Below are 15,281 nucleotides of genomic sequence, written 5' to 3'. Positions count from 1 at the left end.
GCAATGACCAACACCTGGCAGGACATCAAGAACGCCAACGTCGTCATTGTCATGGGTGGCAACGCCGCTGAAGCGCACCCTTGCGGTTTCAAATGGGTGATCGAAGCAAAGATAGAGAACGGCGCCAAGCTCGTGGTGGTCGATCCGCGCTTTACGCGCACGGCCTCGGTGGCCGACTACTACGCGCCGATTCGCCCCGGCACGGACATTGCGTTCCTCAATGGCGTGATTCATTACCTGCTCGAAAAAGACGCCATCCAGCACGAGTACGTGCGGGCGTACACCAACGCGAGCCTGATCGTGAAGGACGGTTTCGGTTTCGAAGACGGCCTGTTCAGCGGCTACAACGAGGAAACCCGCACCTACGACAAGTCGAGCTGGGACTACGAGCTGGACAAGGACGGCTTTGCCAAGTTTGACGACACCTGGCAAGACCCGCGTTGCGTCATCAATCTGCTCAAGCATCACGTGTCCCGCTATACGCCGGAGATGGTGTCCCGAATTTGCGGCACGCCACAGGACAAGTTCCTGCAAGTGTGCGGGCTGATCGCCAGCACCTGCGCGCCAGACAAGGCCATGACCAGCCTGTTTGCACTCGGTTGGACGCAGCACTCGGTGGGCGCGCAGAACATCCGCAACATGGCGATGGTCCAGCTGCTGCTGGGGAACATCGGCGTGGCAGGCGGAGGCATGAATGCCTTGCGTGGCCACTCCAACATTCAGGGATTGACCGACGTCGGACTGCTTTCCAATCAGATGCCGGGCTACATGAACCTGCCCACCGACAAGGAAACCAACTTCGACATCTACATGTCGACCCGGCAGTTCAAGCCATTGCGTCCCGGCCAGATCAGCTACTACCAGAACACCCGCAAATTCTTCGTGAGCCTGATGAAGGCGCTGTATGGCGATGCTGCCACGCCGGAGAACAACTGGTCCTTCGACTGGCTGCCCAAGCTCGACATACCGTTGTACGACATCATCAAAGCGTTCGAGATGATGAACAACGACCAGATGACGGGCTACCTCTGCCAGGGCTTCAATCCGCTGCAGGCGTTTCCGGATCGCGGAAAGATCCGCCGCGGTTTGAGCAAGCTGAAATTCCTGGTGACGATGGACCCATTGGATACCGAGACCTCGCGCTTCTGGCAGGACTTCGGTCCGCAGAATCCTGCCAATTCCGCCCAGATCCAGACCGAAGTGTTCCAGCTTCCCACCACGTGTTTTGCCGAAGAAAGCGGCTCGCTGGTGAATTCGGCGCGCTGGCTGCAATGGCATTGGAAGGCGGCGGAAGGTCCGGGCGATGCCATGTCTGACATCTGGATCATGACGGGTATCTACCATCGCCTGCGCGAGCTGTATCGTAAGGAAGGTGGCGCGTTCCCCGATCCATTGCTCAACCTTACGTGGAAGTACACCGACCCGCTCAGCCCCAATCCGGAAGATTTGGCGAAGGAAATGAACGGTCGAGCATTGGCTGATCTCACCGATCCGGCCACCGGTGCGGTCACCAAGGCTGGCACGCTGCTGGACGGCTTCGGGCAATTGCGCGATGACGGCACGACCTCATCCGGTTGCTGGATTTTCTCGGGCTCGTTTACCGAGAAGGGCAACCAGATGGCCCGCCGTGATGCCACCGATCCACGCGAGCAAGGCATTGCGCCAAACTGGGCGTGGGCATGGCCGGCCAACCGACGCATTTTGTACAACCGCGCTAGCGCCGATCCGCAAGGTAAGCCATGGAATCCGGCCAAGCCTGTCATTTCGTGGAACGGCACACGCTGGGTGGGCATCGACGTGCCCGACTACACGCCTACGTTGAATCCATCCGCGGGCGTCAGTCCGTTCATCATGAACGATGAAGGTTTGGGCCGCCTGTTCGCCCGCAAACTCATGGCGGAAGGGCCATTCCCCGAGCACTACGAGCCGCTGGAATCCCCGGTGGAGAACGTGCTGCACCCAAAGGTAAACAACAACCCGGCGGCGCGCGTGTTTGCTGACGACCGCGCAGCATTTGGCAGTCCAAAGGACTTCCCATATGTGGCAACTACGTACCGCCTCACCGAGCACTTCCACTTCTGGACCAAGCATGCGCTGATCAACGCAATCCTTCAGCCGGAAGAATTCATCGAGATCGGCGAAGTGCTTGCCAAGGAGAAGGGCATTGTGCAGGGCGGCTGGGTCAAGGTGTCGTCCAAGCGCGGCGAAGTGGTGTGCAAGGCGTATGTGACCAAGCGCATCAAGCCGCTCACCGTCGATGGCAAGCCGACGCATGTGATCGGCGTGCCACTGCATTGGGGTTTCACCGGCCAGGCCAGGAAAGGCTACGGGGCCAACACGCTGACGCCTTCCGTGGGCGACGCCAATACGCAGACGCCGGAATTCAAGGCGTTCCTGGTAAACATCGAGAAGACCAGCGCACCGGTCGCAGCCTGAGGAGGCCGTCATGTCCGATCTGCAATCGCAAGATTACATCCGGCGCTCCGCATCGACGATGACGCCTCCCTCGGCACGCAACGCCGAGGAGCAAGTGGCCAAACTCATCGATGTCAGTCGTTGCATTGGTTGCAAGGCTTGCCAGTCGGCCTGCATGGAGTGGAACGACCTGCGGCAGGAGATCGGCCACTTCGAGGGCTCTTACCAGAACCCCGATGACCTGAGTCCCAATGTGTGGACGTTGATGAAGTTCGCCGAGTACGAGAACGAGCAGGGCAATCTCGAGTGGCTGATACGTAAGGATGGCTGCATGCATTGCGAAGACCCGGGTTGCCTCAAGGCTTGCCCTGCGCCGGGCGCGATCGTGCAATACGCCAACGGCATCGTCGACTTCATCAGCGACAAATGCATCGGCTGCGGCTACTGCGTGAAGGGTTGCCCATTCGACATTCCGCGCATCAGCAAGAAGGACCACAAGTCGTACAAGTGCACCTTGTGTTCCGACCGAGTGGCAGTTGGGCTGGAACCTGCGTGCGTCAAGGCGTGCCCCACCGGCGCCATCATGTTCGGTTCCAAGACTGACATGACGCACTGGGCAGGGAAGCGCATTGTGGACCTGAAAGCGCGCGGCTTCGAAAATGCCGGCCTGTACGACCCGCCCGAAGTGGGCGGCACGCACGTGATGTACGTGCTGCATCACGCGGACAAGCCATCGCTTTATTCAGGCCTGCCCGACAATCCGCACATCAGCGCGGCGGTGGAGGCGTGGAAGGGTATCGCGAAGCCGTTGGCCATGATGGGTATCGCGCTGGCTGCCGTGGTGGGCTTCTTCCACTACATCGTGAATGGCCCCAATGAAGTGACGGAAGAGGACGAGGTGCAGGGCGGGCGTGTGCTGGAGGAAGAGACGGAGAACACACCATGATCCGTTCCAACACCGTCATTGTTCGCTATACCACCGCCCAGCGGGTCAACCACTGGATCAACGCCATCTGTTTTGTGCTGATGGTGCTGTCAGGGCTGTCGATGTTCCATCCCATCATGTTCTGGCTGTCCGGCCTGTTCGGCGGCGGTCAATGGACGAGGGCGCTGCATCCTTGGATTGGCTGCGTGCTGATGGCGAGCTACATCGGGATGATCATTCAATTCTGGCGCGCGAACCTCTGGCACAAGGACGACACGGCATGGATGAAGTCGGTCGAGGCGGTGGTGGAAGACGACGAGGAACACATACCACCGGTTGGCCGCAATAACGCGGGCCAGAAGCTAGTGTTTTGGTCAATGACTCTGCTGATTCCCACGCTGTTTCTCACCGGGCTGGTGATCTGGGAGGTGTATTTCGGCGAAGCTACGTCGATCTCCGTGCAGCGCGGGGCAGTGCTGATTCACAGCACGGCGGCGTTCCTCGCCATCATCATCTGGATCATTCATGTGTATGCGGGAATCTGGGTGCGCCACTCCATACGCGCGATGACCCAGGGCTACGTGACTCCCGGCTGGGCGTGGCGCCACCATCGCAAATGGCTGTGGGATATGGCCTCCGGCCATGACAAGACTGGCATCAGGAAGCGTCCATGAAGCAGGCTGGCGCACCGCCCGAGGGCAAATGGACAGGCCCCCAGCATGCCGGCGTCAAGGCACCTGATCCGATCCTGCTCGCCAATCCAGCCAAGCGGTTCGCTGCCACGACACAGCGACTGGAACATTTGGCCGACGGTCATCCGATGGAGGCCTGGCTGCAATTCATGGCGATGCTCGCGCGTGCGCAGCACGACGTGGCCACAACGCTGGCGCCTGCTTCGGAAATCAGTGCGGCGGCTGTTGTCCAGGCCGTCGAGGCACGCTTGCCGCCGTTGGCGGCGGATGGTCATCATCGCGATGCGTCGTGGCGTGAAGGATTGAAGTTGCTGCTCGATCGCATGGATCGCAGCGATCTACCGCCTGCCGCCGTAGAGGCTATGGACCAACTGCAGCATCGCGATGCGGCCTCGCTGGAAACGCTAGCCGACCATTTCCTGCGCGGCGAGCTGGAAGCCTCGGACGTGGGGGCGGTGGTCTTCGTCGCCGCTGCGCTGCAGGTGTATTTCACGTGTTCAGCAGCTCGCCTGCAGACCGAGGATCTACGCCTGCTAGAGGAACGCGCACTTTGCCCGTGTTGCGGTTCGCCTTCGGTATCGGGCCTGATCACTGCCAGCGGTGTGACGCCCGGCGCGCGCTATCTGTATTGCTCGCTGTGCTCCACCGCGTGGAATCACGTGCGCGCGGTGTGCATCACCTGCGGCGGCACGCGCAAGCTATTCCTGCAAGGCATCGAAGGCGACGAAGGCGTGGTAAAGGTCGAGACCTGCGCCGAATGCCACACCTACGCCAAGCTGTTCTACCAACTGCAGGACACGCAGGTCGATCCGTATGCGGACGATCTTGCGTCGCTGGGCCTGGATATCCTGGTGACGGAAGCGGGCTTCGCCCGTCACGCACCCAATCCGCTGCTGCTGGTTGGCGATAGCGAAGCGGTGGCCGAATAGCCACCGCAGACAGCTCGCTTCAGTGCATGCCAAGCCATGACGCCAGCGTGCCACCAAGGATGCCAAAGCCGACCACCGCCGCGGCAAGGGCTGCCAACACCCGCAAGTTGAAGGAACGCCCGAGCATCACCAGCGACGGCAGGCTTACCGGCGGCAGGGTCATCAGCAAGGCCGCTGCCGGCCCACCTCCCAGCCCCAGCGCCAGCATGGCCTGCACGATGGGCACTTCACCCGCCGTGGGAATGACGAACAGCATTCCGGTCAGCGATAGTGCGGCAATCCAGGACCATTGGTTGCCGATCTCCGGCCCAATGTGAGGAAACATCCAGGCGCGCGTCGCGCCCAACAGCAAGACGATCACCAGGTATTCGGGAATCAACCGTACCGTCATCCGCACGAAGATGCGCGCCCAGCGTTTGAGCGTCTCACTCCATGAAAGTGGCTCCGACTCCATCGGTTGCCATGGGGTCGGCACGGCCGGGCCCGCCGCCGCCATCCGATTGGCCAGGTGGCCAAGCCCGAACACCATCGGCACGCTCAGCAGCAAGCGCAACAAGGTCCAGTGCCAGCCGAGCACGAAGCCGGTAAATACCAGTGTCGCCGGATTCAACATCGTGTTGCCAAGCCAGAACGCGACCGCCGCGCCCGGCGTCGCCCGATGTTCGCGCAAGCCCACGACCACCGGCGATGCGCAGCAGGTGCACATCATCCCCGGCACGCCCAGCAGGCCGCCGGCCAACACGCTGCCGAAACCGCGTTGGCCAAGCACTCGCTCCACCCAATGCACTGGCAGCAAGGCTTGCACGCCCGAGCCCAGCAGCAAACCCAGCACCATCGCCTGCCAGATGGCTTTGCCATAAGCCAGCGCGTAGCCGAGCGCGGCGCTCCATGACGGTGCCGGTGCGCTCGCCTGATCACCCATCAGGATCGAATGGCCGATGGAATGCTGGGACGCAGCCACAAAGGCGCGCCCGTAGTACGGATGCCATTTCACATAGAACAGGCCGGCGATAGCCAGCAACACGAAAACGGACCAGCGGACATGACGCGCTGTGTGCAGGGCGGCAGGCATGGAAATCCCCCACGAAGGGTCTGGGACATCACGGCCCTACAGGGCACGCCATTGCCGCCAGATACCGCAGGCCGAACGCACTGCGGAGGGGCAAGACCAACGCTGCAGCCAGTGCAGTCGCTTTACCCAGCATGCTACGGCGTTCGGCCAAAGTCACCATGGCGTATGCAATAGCCAGGGCGCGACCGGGGTTCTGTGAACCCGATGTGCACGCGCGAGCACCAGGCTTCCCGCACGATGGTTTGCCTTGACCGGGCTCAGTCTGCCCCGCAGCATAGGGACAACCCGAGTCATCGTCGCCGCGCACTCGAGTCCATGCCTGAGTGACCGGCGATGCCACTGGATGAGCGCCATGGCTGAACCCGAGGTCGTCTCTCTGCGCCAGCTTCCTGCGGTTGCCACTGTGTTGGCAACGGCCGAGGCGGTTTTGCTGCTGGAACGACACGGACGCATCGCGATGACCGATGCCATCCGCCGCGTGATCGACGACGCGCGTGCAGGTTTGCGCACCCATCCCGACACGGCACCCAGCGCCAACGAACTCGCGCAACGGGCCGGCGCATGGCTGGAGGCGCGCGTGCCGGGTTTGCGTCCGCTGTTCAATCTCACGGGCACCGTATTGCACACCAATCTCGGTCGTGCGGTGTTGGCAGAAGCGGCGATCGACGCAGCAGTGAGCGCGATGCGCTACGCCGTAGCTCTGGAATACGACCTGGACGAGGGCAAGCGCGGCGAACGCGACGATCACCTGCGGTCCCTGCTGTGTGAATTGACCGGCGCGGAAGACGCCACCGTGGTGAACAACAACGCCGCGGCCGTGCTGCTTTGCCTCAACACGTTTTCGCTCGGCCGCGAGGCGGTGGTGTCGCGCGGCGAGCTGATCGAGATCGGCGGTGCTTTCCGCATGCCCGACATCATGACGCGCGCCGGTACGCGCTTGCTGGAAGTAGGCACCACCAACTGCACACATGCTGCCGACTACCGCAGCGCGATCAACGAGCGAACGGGCATCGTGCTCAAGGTGCATACCTCGAACTACCGCATCCAGGGTTTTACCGCGGAAGTGGGTGCGCGCGAACTGGCGGCCATTGCCGATGCCGCCGGCGTGCCGCTGCTGAACGATCTCGGTTCCGGCAGTCTGGTCGATCTGTCGCGCTACGGTCTCGCCAGGGAACCCACCGTGCGCGAAGCGGTGGGCGAGGGCGCGCAGCTCGTCACCTTCTCTGGCGACAAATTGCTGGGCGGCCCGCAGGCCGGATTCATCGTCGGTCATCGTTCTCTCATCCAACAGATCAATCGCAATCCACTGAAGCGCTCGCTGCGCGTGGACAAGCTTCGCCTGGCTGCCATCGAGGCCACCCTGAATCTGTATCGCGATCCCGATCGTCTTGCCGAGCGGCTGCCGACCCTGCGATTCCTGGCGCGCAGCAAGAGCGATATCCAAGCGCAGGCGCAACGCTTGCAACCCGTTGCGGCCGAGCGCTTCGGCGATGCCTTTGTGGTTGAGGTGGGTGACTGCGTCAGCCAGGTTGGCTCCGGCGCATTACCGCTGGATACGCTTGCCAGTGCCGCCCTGGTGATCCGTGCGCGCGGGAGCCAGGGCGCGTTGGAACACTTGGCTGGCGCGCTACGCAAGTTGCCACGTCCGATCATCGGCCGCGTTGCCGACGGGGCGCTGCGCCTGGACCTGCGCTGCCTGACCGAAGCCGATGAATCCTTGTTTCTGGCGGCACTTGCCCAGCTCAACACCGACGACCCCGCCGTGCACGCTCCATGATCGTTGGCACGGCGGGCCATATCGACCACGGCAAGACCGCGCTAGTAAGGGCCTTGACCGGTGTCGATGGCGATCGCCTGAAAGAGGAAAAAGTCCGCGGCATCACCATCGACCTGGGCTTTGCTTTTCTTCCGTTGCAAGACGGCAGCATCCTCGGCTTCATCGATGTGCCCGGTCATGAGCGGTTTGTACGCACCATGGTGGCCGGTGCCAGTGGCATCGATATCGCTCTGCTGGTGGTAGCAGCCGACGACGGCGTGATGCCACAGACCCTGGAACATCTGGCGATTTTGGACCTGCTGCACATCGAGCACGGCGTCATTGCGCTCACCAAGGCCGACCTGGTCACGCCCGAACAACTCGCCAATGTGAGCGCGCAAATTCGCCAAGCGACCGCTGGCACCGTGCTCGCAGGGGTGGACATTGTGTCGGTCTCATCGGTCACCGGCCTCGGCATCGAAACGCTGCGCCATCGACTCGCCGCCGACGCGCACGCGCTGGACCAGCGTGCCAGCGAAGGCCTTTTTCGCCTGGCCGTCGACCGAGTGTTTACGTTGCCTGGCATCGGCGTGGTGGTGACCGGCACCGTGTTGTCCGGCATGGTGCAGGTCAAGGATCAGGTACGGATCAGCCCTTCAGGGCAGGCCGCGCGAGTGCGCTCGGTGCACGCGCAGAACCGTGAAGTGGAGCGCGCGACCGCCGGTGACCGTTGTGCGCTTAACCTCGCTGGCGATGGCATCGCTAAGGATGCGATTCATCGCGGCGACATGGTCGTCGACCCTTTCCTTCATGCGCCTACCGACCGCATCGACGCGCGCCTGAAACTCTTGCCCGGCGAACCCAAGCCCATCGGCCAGTGGTTTCCCGTGCGCCTGCATCATTGTGCTGTCGAGGTCGGTGCACGCGTCGTCTTGCTTGAAGGCGAGCATCTGTTGCCCGGTGGCACGACAGACGTCCAATTGGTATTGAGCCGACCCATCGCCGCCGCTGCGCTTGATCGCTTCGTGCTGCGCGACGTATCCGCCCAGCGCACGATAGGCGGCGGCCAGTTCCTCGATCTGCGCGCACCTTCGCGCCAGCGACGCACCGCGGAACGCGAAACCCAGCGCGCGGCGCTGGCCATGGCCGACCCGCGAGAGGCCTTCGCCGCCTTGCTCCAGGCACCTCCGTTCGCATGGGATCTCTCGGCCTTCGCCCGGGATCGCGCGCTGTCTGTGGCCAGGTGCAGTGACATCGCCGCCGTGCTCTCGCCAGTGGTATTCCCGGTCAGCGAGGTGCGCATCGCCATCAGCCAGGCACAGTGGCAGCGCTTCGTTGCTGCCCTGGTCGAATGTCTGCAGACCTTCCATGCGACGCATCCCGATGTGCAGGGCCTGGGAAGGGAGAAACTGCGGTTGGCACTGCAACCCAGGCTGCCGGCGGCCGCCTTCGCACAGGCCCTTCAGCATGCAGATTTTGCTGGCCGCGTGGTTCGCGCTGGCGCCTTCGTGCGGATGGCCGACCATTCCCTGCAGTTGAGTCCGGCACGTGCAGCGTTATGGCAAACGATCGCCCCGTTGCTGGGTGGAGAGGTCCGTTTTCGCCCGCCACGGGTGCGCGACATCGCTGGAACGCTTGCGCGTCCGGAGCAGGACATCCGACAGCTGATGATATTCGCAGCGCGGTTGGGCCTGGTCGACGAAGTGGCGCACGACCATTTCTTCCTTCGCGCCGCGGTGCATGAAATGGTGCTGATCGCCGCGGACATCGCCGCACATGCGACTGACGGGCGGTTTACTGCGGCGCAGTTTCGCGACCGCATCGACAGCGGTCGAAAAGTCGCCATCCAGATATTGGAGTTTTTCGACCGGCACGGCGTTACGCTCAATCACAGCACCCTGCGTAGGATGCAGGTACGGTATCTCGACCTGTTCGGACCTGCCCCGATGTAACCGTGCCAAATGGAAGAGAATCGTCTCCGGTGGGACGTCCGGACTTCAAATCCGGGTGAGGCAGCCAGACTGTCTCGGGTGGGTTCGACTCCCACTCTCTTCCGCCAACCCATTCGTGGCTTTGTCAGATGACCTGGATGCCCGGAGTGCCCGCCGCTACCGCGCCCATGATGCTCACGCGCGGATAGCCAGCGGCCTCGATCATCGCGCGGATTGCCTCAGCTCGCTCCGCCTTACACGCGACCAACAGGCCACCCGAGGTCTGTGGATCGGTCAATAGCGCGCGGCGCCATTCCGGCAGGTCCGGGGGCAGGGTGACGCCATCGCCGTAGCTATTCCAGTTTCGCTGGGAAGCGCCCGTCACATAGCCCGCTTGCGCCAAAGCCTCGGCCTGGGTAAGAAAGGGAATGCGTGCTTGTTCAATCCTGAGTTGCAATCCGCTGGCAACAGCCATTTCCAGGCCGTGCCCCAGCAAGCCGAAGCCGGTGACATCAGTGATTGCATGCACGTCCTCATCCTTGGCCAGCTCGCGCCCGATGCGGTTGAGCAACGTGGTCGAGGCGAGCATCTCTGCGTACGCATGGGCCGGCAGGGCCAGCTTCTTGAATGCAGCCGAATAGATGCCGACGCCAATACCCTTGGTGAGGATAAGGGCGTCGCCCGGTTGCGCGCCGGAATTTCGGCGCACGTTGGCGGGCTCGCACAGCCCAATCGCCGCGAGACCGTAAATGGGCTCGGCCGAATCGATCGAGTGTCCGCCGGCAATGGGGATGCCGGCCTCCGCGCAGATCGCTTCGCCTCCAGCAAGAATCGCGCGCACCGTCGACACGTCTATTTTGTTCAGCGGCATCCCCAGAATGGCCAATGCCATGATCGGGTTGCCACCCATTGCGTACACATCGGACAGCGCATTGGCCGCGGCGATACGGCCGAAATCGTAGGGGTCGTCGACCACCGGCATGAAGAAATCGGTCGTGGCGATTACGCAGGTGCGCTCGTCCACCTGCCAAACGGCTGCATCGTCGCTGGACTCGGTACCCACCAGGAGCTGAGCGAACGGCATCGCAGCAGGCTTGTTGGCAAGCAATTCCTGAAGCACGGAAGGTGCGAGCTTGCAGCCACAGCCGCCACCATGGGCGAGGTCGGTCAAACGAACGGAGGTCATATAGATCCTACGAAAGTTCGGATGGCGCGAAATCCAAGTGCCGCCAAGCATAGCGAAAAGCCAAAGAACTTAAAGCATGCGAGGGGCTGCTCTATGTCGGCACCGTTCCAGGGCTGGCCGTCTCTGCCTCGACCACCTGACTATTGCCCTAATCCGTCGCCCAGTGGTGCGCCCCAGTTCCGTAGACAACGGATAGTGTCTTTTGAGAATCGGAGGATCTATGACCAACAAGCGTTTTACCGACGAGTTCAAAGCCGAGGCGGCGAAGCAAGTCAGTGAGCGCGGCCATCCGATGGCCGAAGCCGCCGAGCGACTCGGTGTGTCGTCGCACAGCCTCTATTCATGGCTTCGTGAGCGCGGCGTCAGCGCGATGCACGCAGGGCCCAGAAGGAAGTCGACCTGCTGCTTTATGAAGGCACGGATTGGCGAGTATTTGAGAAACCTTGTCAGGACAAATTCAAGCAAATGAATGACCGACGCGATCATCAATCGGAAGACACGGTTTGAAATTCGCGACTCCGAGACTCGGTCGCTGAAGTCGCTGCCCGCCTCGGCGTGTCGACCCACAGCCTGTATCAATGGGTTAAGGCCGTGAAGCCCGACAAGACCGAGCAGCAAACTGCCGAGTTGACCGAGGCAAAGAGTGGACTGCCCCGGACTGACTCAGCGCTTCGGAGCCCCACTGGAGGTCAGCACGCAGGCGGCACCGTCGTGAACTCCCTTCGATCGGAGGCGAATAAGCGGGCAATCGTGCAACAACTGAGCGAGCAGATACGAGTGATTCGCCCTTCCGAAGCCGCGCAGACATTTTGAACAGGGGCTAATAGACACGGCGTTAACCGACGGCGTTGTATTCAGGCGGGACGGTACGCTTCTCTGCGGGTCATGGGGTTGCCTTTTGGCAGCGCCTGATAGGGCAGCTACCGGCCTTCGCGTCATCGCGGGTCGGAGATCCGTTATCTATGTTTCGTGAGCCAGTGGTGCACGGGCTAGGTCCGCGGATGCAGGCGGAGTGTCAATCCCCATCGGCTCGGGGGCGTAGTGGCAGGATACATACGGTGTCCGCGATGAGCGCTTTTCGCACCACTCGTTGGAGCCTGATCCCTGGCGACGAGTTCACCTTCTCTCCAGGCGCAGTCCCGCGTGTTCAAGGTTCATGCCTGGATCGTCGGCGATTACACAAGCGAGGCAGGAGAAAGCCAGGATCACTTTGTGCTACGCGTTGCTGAAGCATTGAAGCAATGGACGGATGACACCGGCACTGAAGCATGTGGACCAATATTGCGCGCAACCGACGGCTCGCTTCGCGTCCAGCTGACGACCGAGAAGGCACAGACGGTCTGCCTGCTCTCGGTGAAGGCGCTAGCCGGTTACATGCTCACCGGAAACAGCATCCATAGCCACCCCCACACGCGCGCAGGCTCAGTGCGACTGACCGCCGAGGATGAAGCCGCCCTGTCAGCGCTAGGCGAGGAGAAGATGCTCAATGACCTGCTTTCGACCGCGAGCATGAGTCAAAGCGTCATGCCACCATCGATGGTGAGGCTTGAACCGGTCATGTAGCGGGACGACGCACCGGCCAGGTAGGAAACGAGTTCGGCAATGTCTTCGGTCTGGCCCACCTGTCCCAGCGGCACTATGCCCTTGATGTGCTCGATATGCTCAGCGGTCATGTCTGTTTCGATGGGACCGGGTTGGATGTTGTTGACGCGGATGCCGCGGGGAGCCAGATCCAGAGCGAGGCCTTTGACCATGGCGGCCACCGCAGCCTTGCTCATGCCGTAAACCGTCCCGATCGGGGTCAGTGGCCGTACGGCACTATTGCTGCCGATGGTGATGACTCGTCCGTTGTCGCCCATGTGCGCCACCGCCGCCTGGATCGCCACGTAAACACCGCGCACGTTCACTTGAAGCACCTCGTCGAGATCCGTAAGGGAGAAGGCGTCGACCAAGCCTAGACGCAGGATGCCGGCGTTGACCACCACGACGTCGAGGCGGCCGAAATGCGCCAGCACCGTTTCAACGGCCGCCCGGATCGCGGTTGCATCGGCGCTGTCTGCTTGCACGGCGAGGGCCCGGCCACCATCGGCCACGACGGCGTCCACGACGTGCTGCGCGCTGTCGGGACGTGACACGTAGGTGAGGCCGACGGAGAAGCCGTCGCGCGACAATCGGCGCACGGCGGCCGCACCGATACCTCGTGATCCGCCGAAAACAAGGGCGACTTTCTCGTTGTTACTGGCATCAGTGTTCATGGATATCCTAGTTATGGAATGATCGATCAATAATTTGTGATAAAAAAGCGCCGTGCAAGACGACGCCATCCAGGAAAGCGGTGACTACGCGAGCAGGCGATCGACTGCAAAGCGGGCAAGGCGGCGCAGCTCCGCCACCTTCGCACCGCTACGAGCGGCAAGCTGAATGCCCGTCATGCTCATCATTAGATAGTCGGCCGTCTCCCTCGCGCTCAAAGTTGGGTCGATCTCACCTGCTGTCTGTCCTTCGCGAATCCGCTTGACCAGTCGCGAGTGCAGGTAAGTCGATCCTTTCGCGCGCAGCTCCGACAATTGCGGCTCGGCCGATCCAAATTCGCACGCGGAGACAACGCCCATGCAGCCCAGCGCTCGCATCGCATCGTCATCAACCGCCAGGCCTTCGAGCATGTCTCGGAAGCCTTGTAGAGCAGACGCGGGAGCCTGCAAACGCTGCGCGTGAGATGACGTCGTACGTTGCTGGTAGTCGGTAAGGGCTTCCACATACAACTGCCATTTGTCGCCAAAGGTGTTGTACAGGCTCTGGCGTCCGATGCCCATGGCCTTCACCAGTTCGTCAGTGGACGTGCCGGCGTAGCCCTTGCTCCAAAAAACGAGCCGGGCTTGCTCAAGGGCGGTTTCACGATCGAATTCGCGTGGTCTAGCCATGGGTCTATGGTGAACGTTATGGACTGATGTGTCAATAACATGCCTGCGATATCGAACTTTGGCGTCAGTCGAGACCGAGGCGGCGATTGCAAGGTCTCAAGTGGAGCGCCTATAGGCCGCTTGATACAGGCCTATGGAGTGGCGCGCAGTGGGAGCCAACCACGTATTCACCACTGAATTGGACCAATTCAGAAGTCGCGGGGCAGCGTAGGGAGGTTTACCAAGAGCAGGTGACTTCCGGCAGGCGAAGCTTTCTTGGACTGACCCACCCCCGGAAAACTGGGCCATCGTAAAGTAGAGACTTCGCCACCATGGGCCCCCGTAGCCAACGAGGAGTCAGGCAGTGAAGAAGTCACGGTTTACCGAAGAGCAGATCGCCTACGCGCTCAAGCAGGCCGAGCTGGGGATGACGGTTGGCGAGATCTGCCGGAAGATGGGCGTGGCCGAGGCCACGTTCTATGTCTGGCGCAAGAAGTACGGCGGATTGGGGCCGTCAGAGCTGAAACGGCTACGCTTGCTGGAAGAGGAAAATCGCAAGCTCAAGCAGCTGGTCGCCGACCTGAGTCTGGACAAGGCAATGTTGCAGGAGGTGGTGACAAAAAAGCTCTGAGGCCTGCCCAGAAGCGCACCTGGATAGGCCGGTTGTGTGAGCGCTTCGGCGTCAGCGAACGATGCGCATTGCGGCTCATGTCGATGTCGCGTTCGAGCTTTTCCTACAAGGCCAAAGCGCGTGACTGCAGCGTCATCCGCATGCGAATGCGCGAGATCGCGTTGAACCGTGTCCACTACGGCTGTGAGCGGGTGTTTGTCATGCTGCGGCGTGAGGGATGGCGCGACAACCACAAACGGGTTCATCGCATTTACAAGGAAGAAGGCCTTTCCCTGCGGCATTGCCGGCCTCGTCGCAGCCGTAGTGCCCGTCGTCGGCAACCGATCAAGGTAGCTACAGCACCCAACGCGCTGTGGGGAATGGACTTCGTCAGTGATGCCCTGTTCGATGGGCGTCGTTTTCGATCGCTGACGGTGGTGGATCACTTCACCCACGAGTGCCTGGACATCGTGGTGGATCAGTCACTGCGTGGCGAGCACGTGGCGCAGGCGATGGTCAGGCTGGTGGCACAACGTGGCAAGCCTGCGGCGATTAAGGTGGACAACGGAAGCGAGTTCGCCGGGAAGGTGATGGATCGCTGGGCCTACGAGAATGGCGTGGAGCTGGACTTCTCCCGACGCGGTACGCCGACCGACAACGCGTTGGTAGAAAGCTTCAATGGACGGCTTCGGCAGGAGTGCTTGAACGAGCACTGGTTCTTGTCGCTGGAGGATGCACGGAGCAAAATCGCAGCATGGCGGCGCTTCTATAACGAGGATCGTCCCCACTCTGCACTGGCATGGAAAACACCTGCCGAATTCGCCCGAGAACACGGGTCCCAAGCGAATTCACAGGAGCCGTAACA

12 protein-coding genes, 1 tRNA gene and 2 pseudogenes are annotated in these 15,281 nt (G+C 61.7%); 11 read left to right on the top strand and 4 right to left on the bottom strand.

Annotated features, from left to right (window positions below):
* The first annotated feature begins 3 nt into the window (after positions 1–3).
* From fdnG to fdhE, 4 genes are read left to right on the top strand one after another with little or no spacing between them, the layout of a single operon-like run.
* Positions 4–2,436 (top strand): formate dehydrogenase-N subunit alpha, encoded by a 2,433-nt coding sequence (gene fdnG / locus AC3CBN_RS15035; RefSeq protein WP_488633814.1) that lies wholly within the window; start codon positions 4–6, stop codon positions 2,434–2,436.
* Positions 2,437–2,446: 10 nt separating this feature from the next.
* Positions 2,447–3,361, top strand: coding sequence for a formate dehydrogenase subunit beta (gene fdxH / locus AC3CBN_RS15030; protein WP_488633813.1), 915 nt, complete (start codon positions 2,447–2,449; stop codon positions 3,359–3,361).
* On the top strand, positions 3,358–4,014 hold the full coding sequence (locus AC3CBN_RS15025; protein WP_488633812.1) for a formate dehydrogenase subunit gamma: 657 nt from the start codon (positions 3,358–3,360) through the stop codon (positions 4,012–4,014). The genes fdxH and AC3CBN_RS15025 overlap by 4 nt, the downstream gene beginning before the upstream one ends.
* Positions 4,011–4,961, top strand: coding sequence for a formate dehydrogenase accessory protein FdhE (gene fdhE, locus AC3CBN_RS15020; protein ID WP_488633811.1), 951 nt, complete (start codon positions 4,011–4,013; stop codon positions 4,959–4,961). The genes AC3CBN_RS15025 and fdhE overlap by 4 nt, the downstream gene beginning before the upstream one ends.
* 19 nt (positions 4,962–4,980) lie before the next feature.
* Here the strand turns inward: fdhE and AC3CBN_RS15015 are convergent, their stop codons facing one another.
* On the bottom strand, positions 4,981–6,033 hold the full coding sequence (locus tag AC3CBN_RS15015; protein ID WP_488633810.1) for a permease: 1,053 nt from the start codon (positions 6,031–6,033) through the stop codon (positions 4,981–4,983).
* Positions 6,034–6,376: 343 nt separating this feature from the next.
* On the opposite strand from AC3CBN_RS15015, the gene selA reads away from it, so the two are divergent.
* The 3 genes from selA to AC3CBN_RS15000 all read left to right on the top strand — a co-directional run bounded on the left by selA (position 6,377) and on the right by AC3CBN_RS15000 (position 9,848).
* A complete protein-coding gene (gene selA, locus AC3CBN_RS15010) occupies positions 6,377–7,810 on the top strand; it encodes an L-seryl-tRNA(Sec) selenium transferase (RefSeq protein WP_488633809.1) in 1,434 nt (477 codons plus the stop codon).
* A complete protein-coding gene (gene selB, locus AC3CBN_RS15005; protein WP_488633808.1) occupies positions 7,807–9,741 on the top strand; it encodes a selenocysteine-specific translation elongation factor in 1,935 nt (644 codons plus the stop codon). The genes selA and selB overlap by 4 nt, the downstream gene beginning before the upstream one ends.
* Before the next feature lie 11 nt (positions 9,742–9,752).
* Positions 9,753–9,848: transfer RNA gene (locus AC3CBN_RS15000), tRNA-Sec, on the top strand.
* Between the two features lie 17 nt (positions 9,849–9,865).
* Here AC3CBN_RS15000 and selD read toward each other — a convergent pair.
* Positions 9,866–10,906 carry a selenide, water dikinase SelD gene (gene selD / locus AC3CBN_RS14995; protein ID WP_488633807.1) on the bottom strand — a complete coding sequence of 347 codons (1,041 nt, stop codon included), beginning with the start codon at positions 10,904–10,906 and terminating at the stop codon, positions 9,866–9,868.
* 220 nt (positions 10,907–11,126) lie between these two features.
* Between selD and AC3CBN_RS14990 the strand changes: the two are divergent.
* The 3 genes and pseudogenes from AC3CBN_RS14990 to AC3CBN_RS14980 form a co-directional block, all read left to right on the top strand.
* Positions 11,127–11,267 (top strand): annotated as a pseudogene (locus AC3CBN_RS14990) (transposase); the annotation flags it as partial.
* A 164-nt stretch (positions 11,268–11,431) separates the two neighbouring features.
* Positions 11,432–11,525, top strand: a pseudogene (locus tag AC3CBN_RS14985) (transposase); the annotation flags it as partial.
* Positions 11,526–12,049: 524 nt separating this feature from the next.
* Positions 12,050–12,469, top strand: coding sequence for a hypothetical protein (locus AC3CBN_RS14980; RefSeq protein WP_488633806.1), 420 nt, complete (start codon positions 12,050–12,052; stop codon positions 12,467–12,469).
* Here AC3CBN_RS14980 and AC3CBN_RS14975 read toward each other — a convergent pair.
* Both AC3CBN_RS14975 and AC3CBN_RS14970 read right to left on the bottom strand, forming a co-directional pair.
* Positions 12,421–13,161, bottom strand: a complete 741-nt coding sequence (locus AC3CBN_RS14975) for an SDR family oxidoreductase (protein ID WP_488633805.1) — start codon at positions 13,159–13,161, stop codon at positions 12,421–12,423. The two genes, AC3CBN_RS14980 and AC3CBN_RS14975, sit on opposite strands and share 49 nt — an antisense overlap.
* A gap of 84 nt (positions 13,162–13,245) precedes the next feature.
* On the bottom strand, positions 13,246–13,827 hold the full coding sequence (locus AC3CBN_RS14970; RefSeq protein ID WP_488633804.1) for a TetR/AcrR family transcriptional regulator: 582 nt from the start codon (positions 13,825–13,827) through the stop codon (positions 13,246–13,248).
* A gap of 343 nt (positions 13,828–14,170) precedes the next feature.
* Between AC3CBN_RS14970 and AC3CBN_RS14965 the strand changes: the two genes are divergently transcribed.
* Positions 14,171–15,279 (top strand): IS3 family transposase gene (locus tag AC3CBN_RS14965; RefSeq protein WP_488633476.1). Its coding sequence is split into 2 segments (ribosomal slippage): positions 14,171–14,423 and positions 14,423–15,279, totalling 1,110 coding nucleotides; the frame shifts between segments, so codons are not numbered across the junction.
* The last annotated feature ends 2 nt before the right edge of the window (positions 15,280–15,281 follow it).

This window comes from Dyella sp. OK584 (assembly GCF_057787755.1).
Note: the sequence above shows the minus strand (reverse complement) of the source record. Positions and strands in the feature narration are given on the sequence as shown.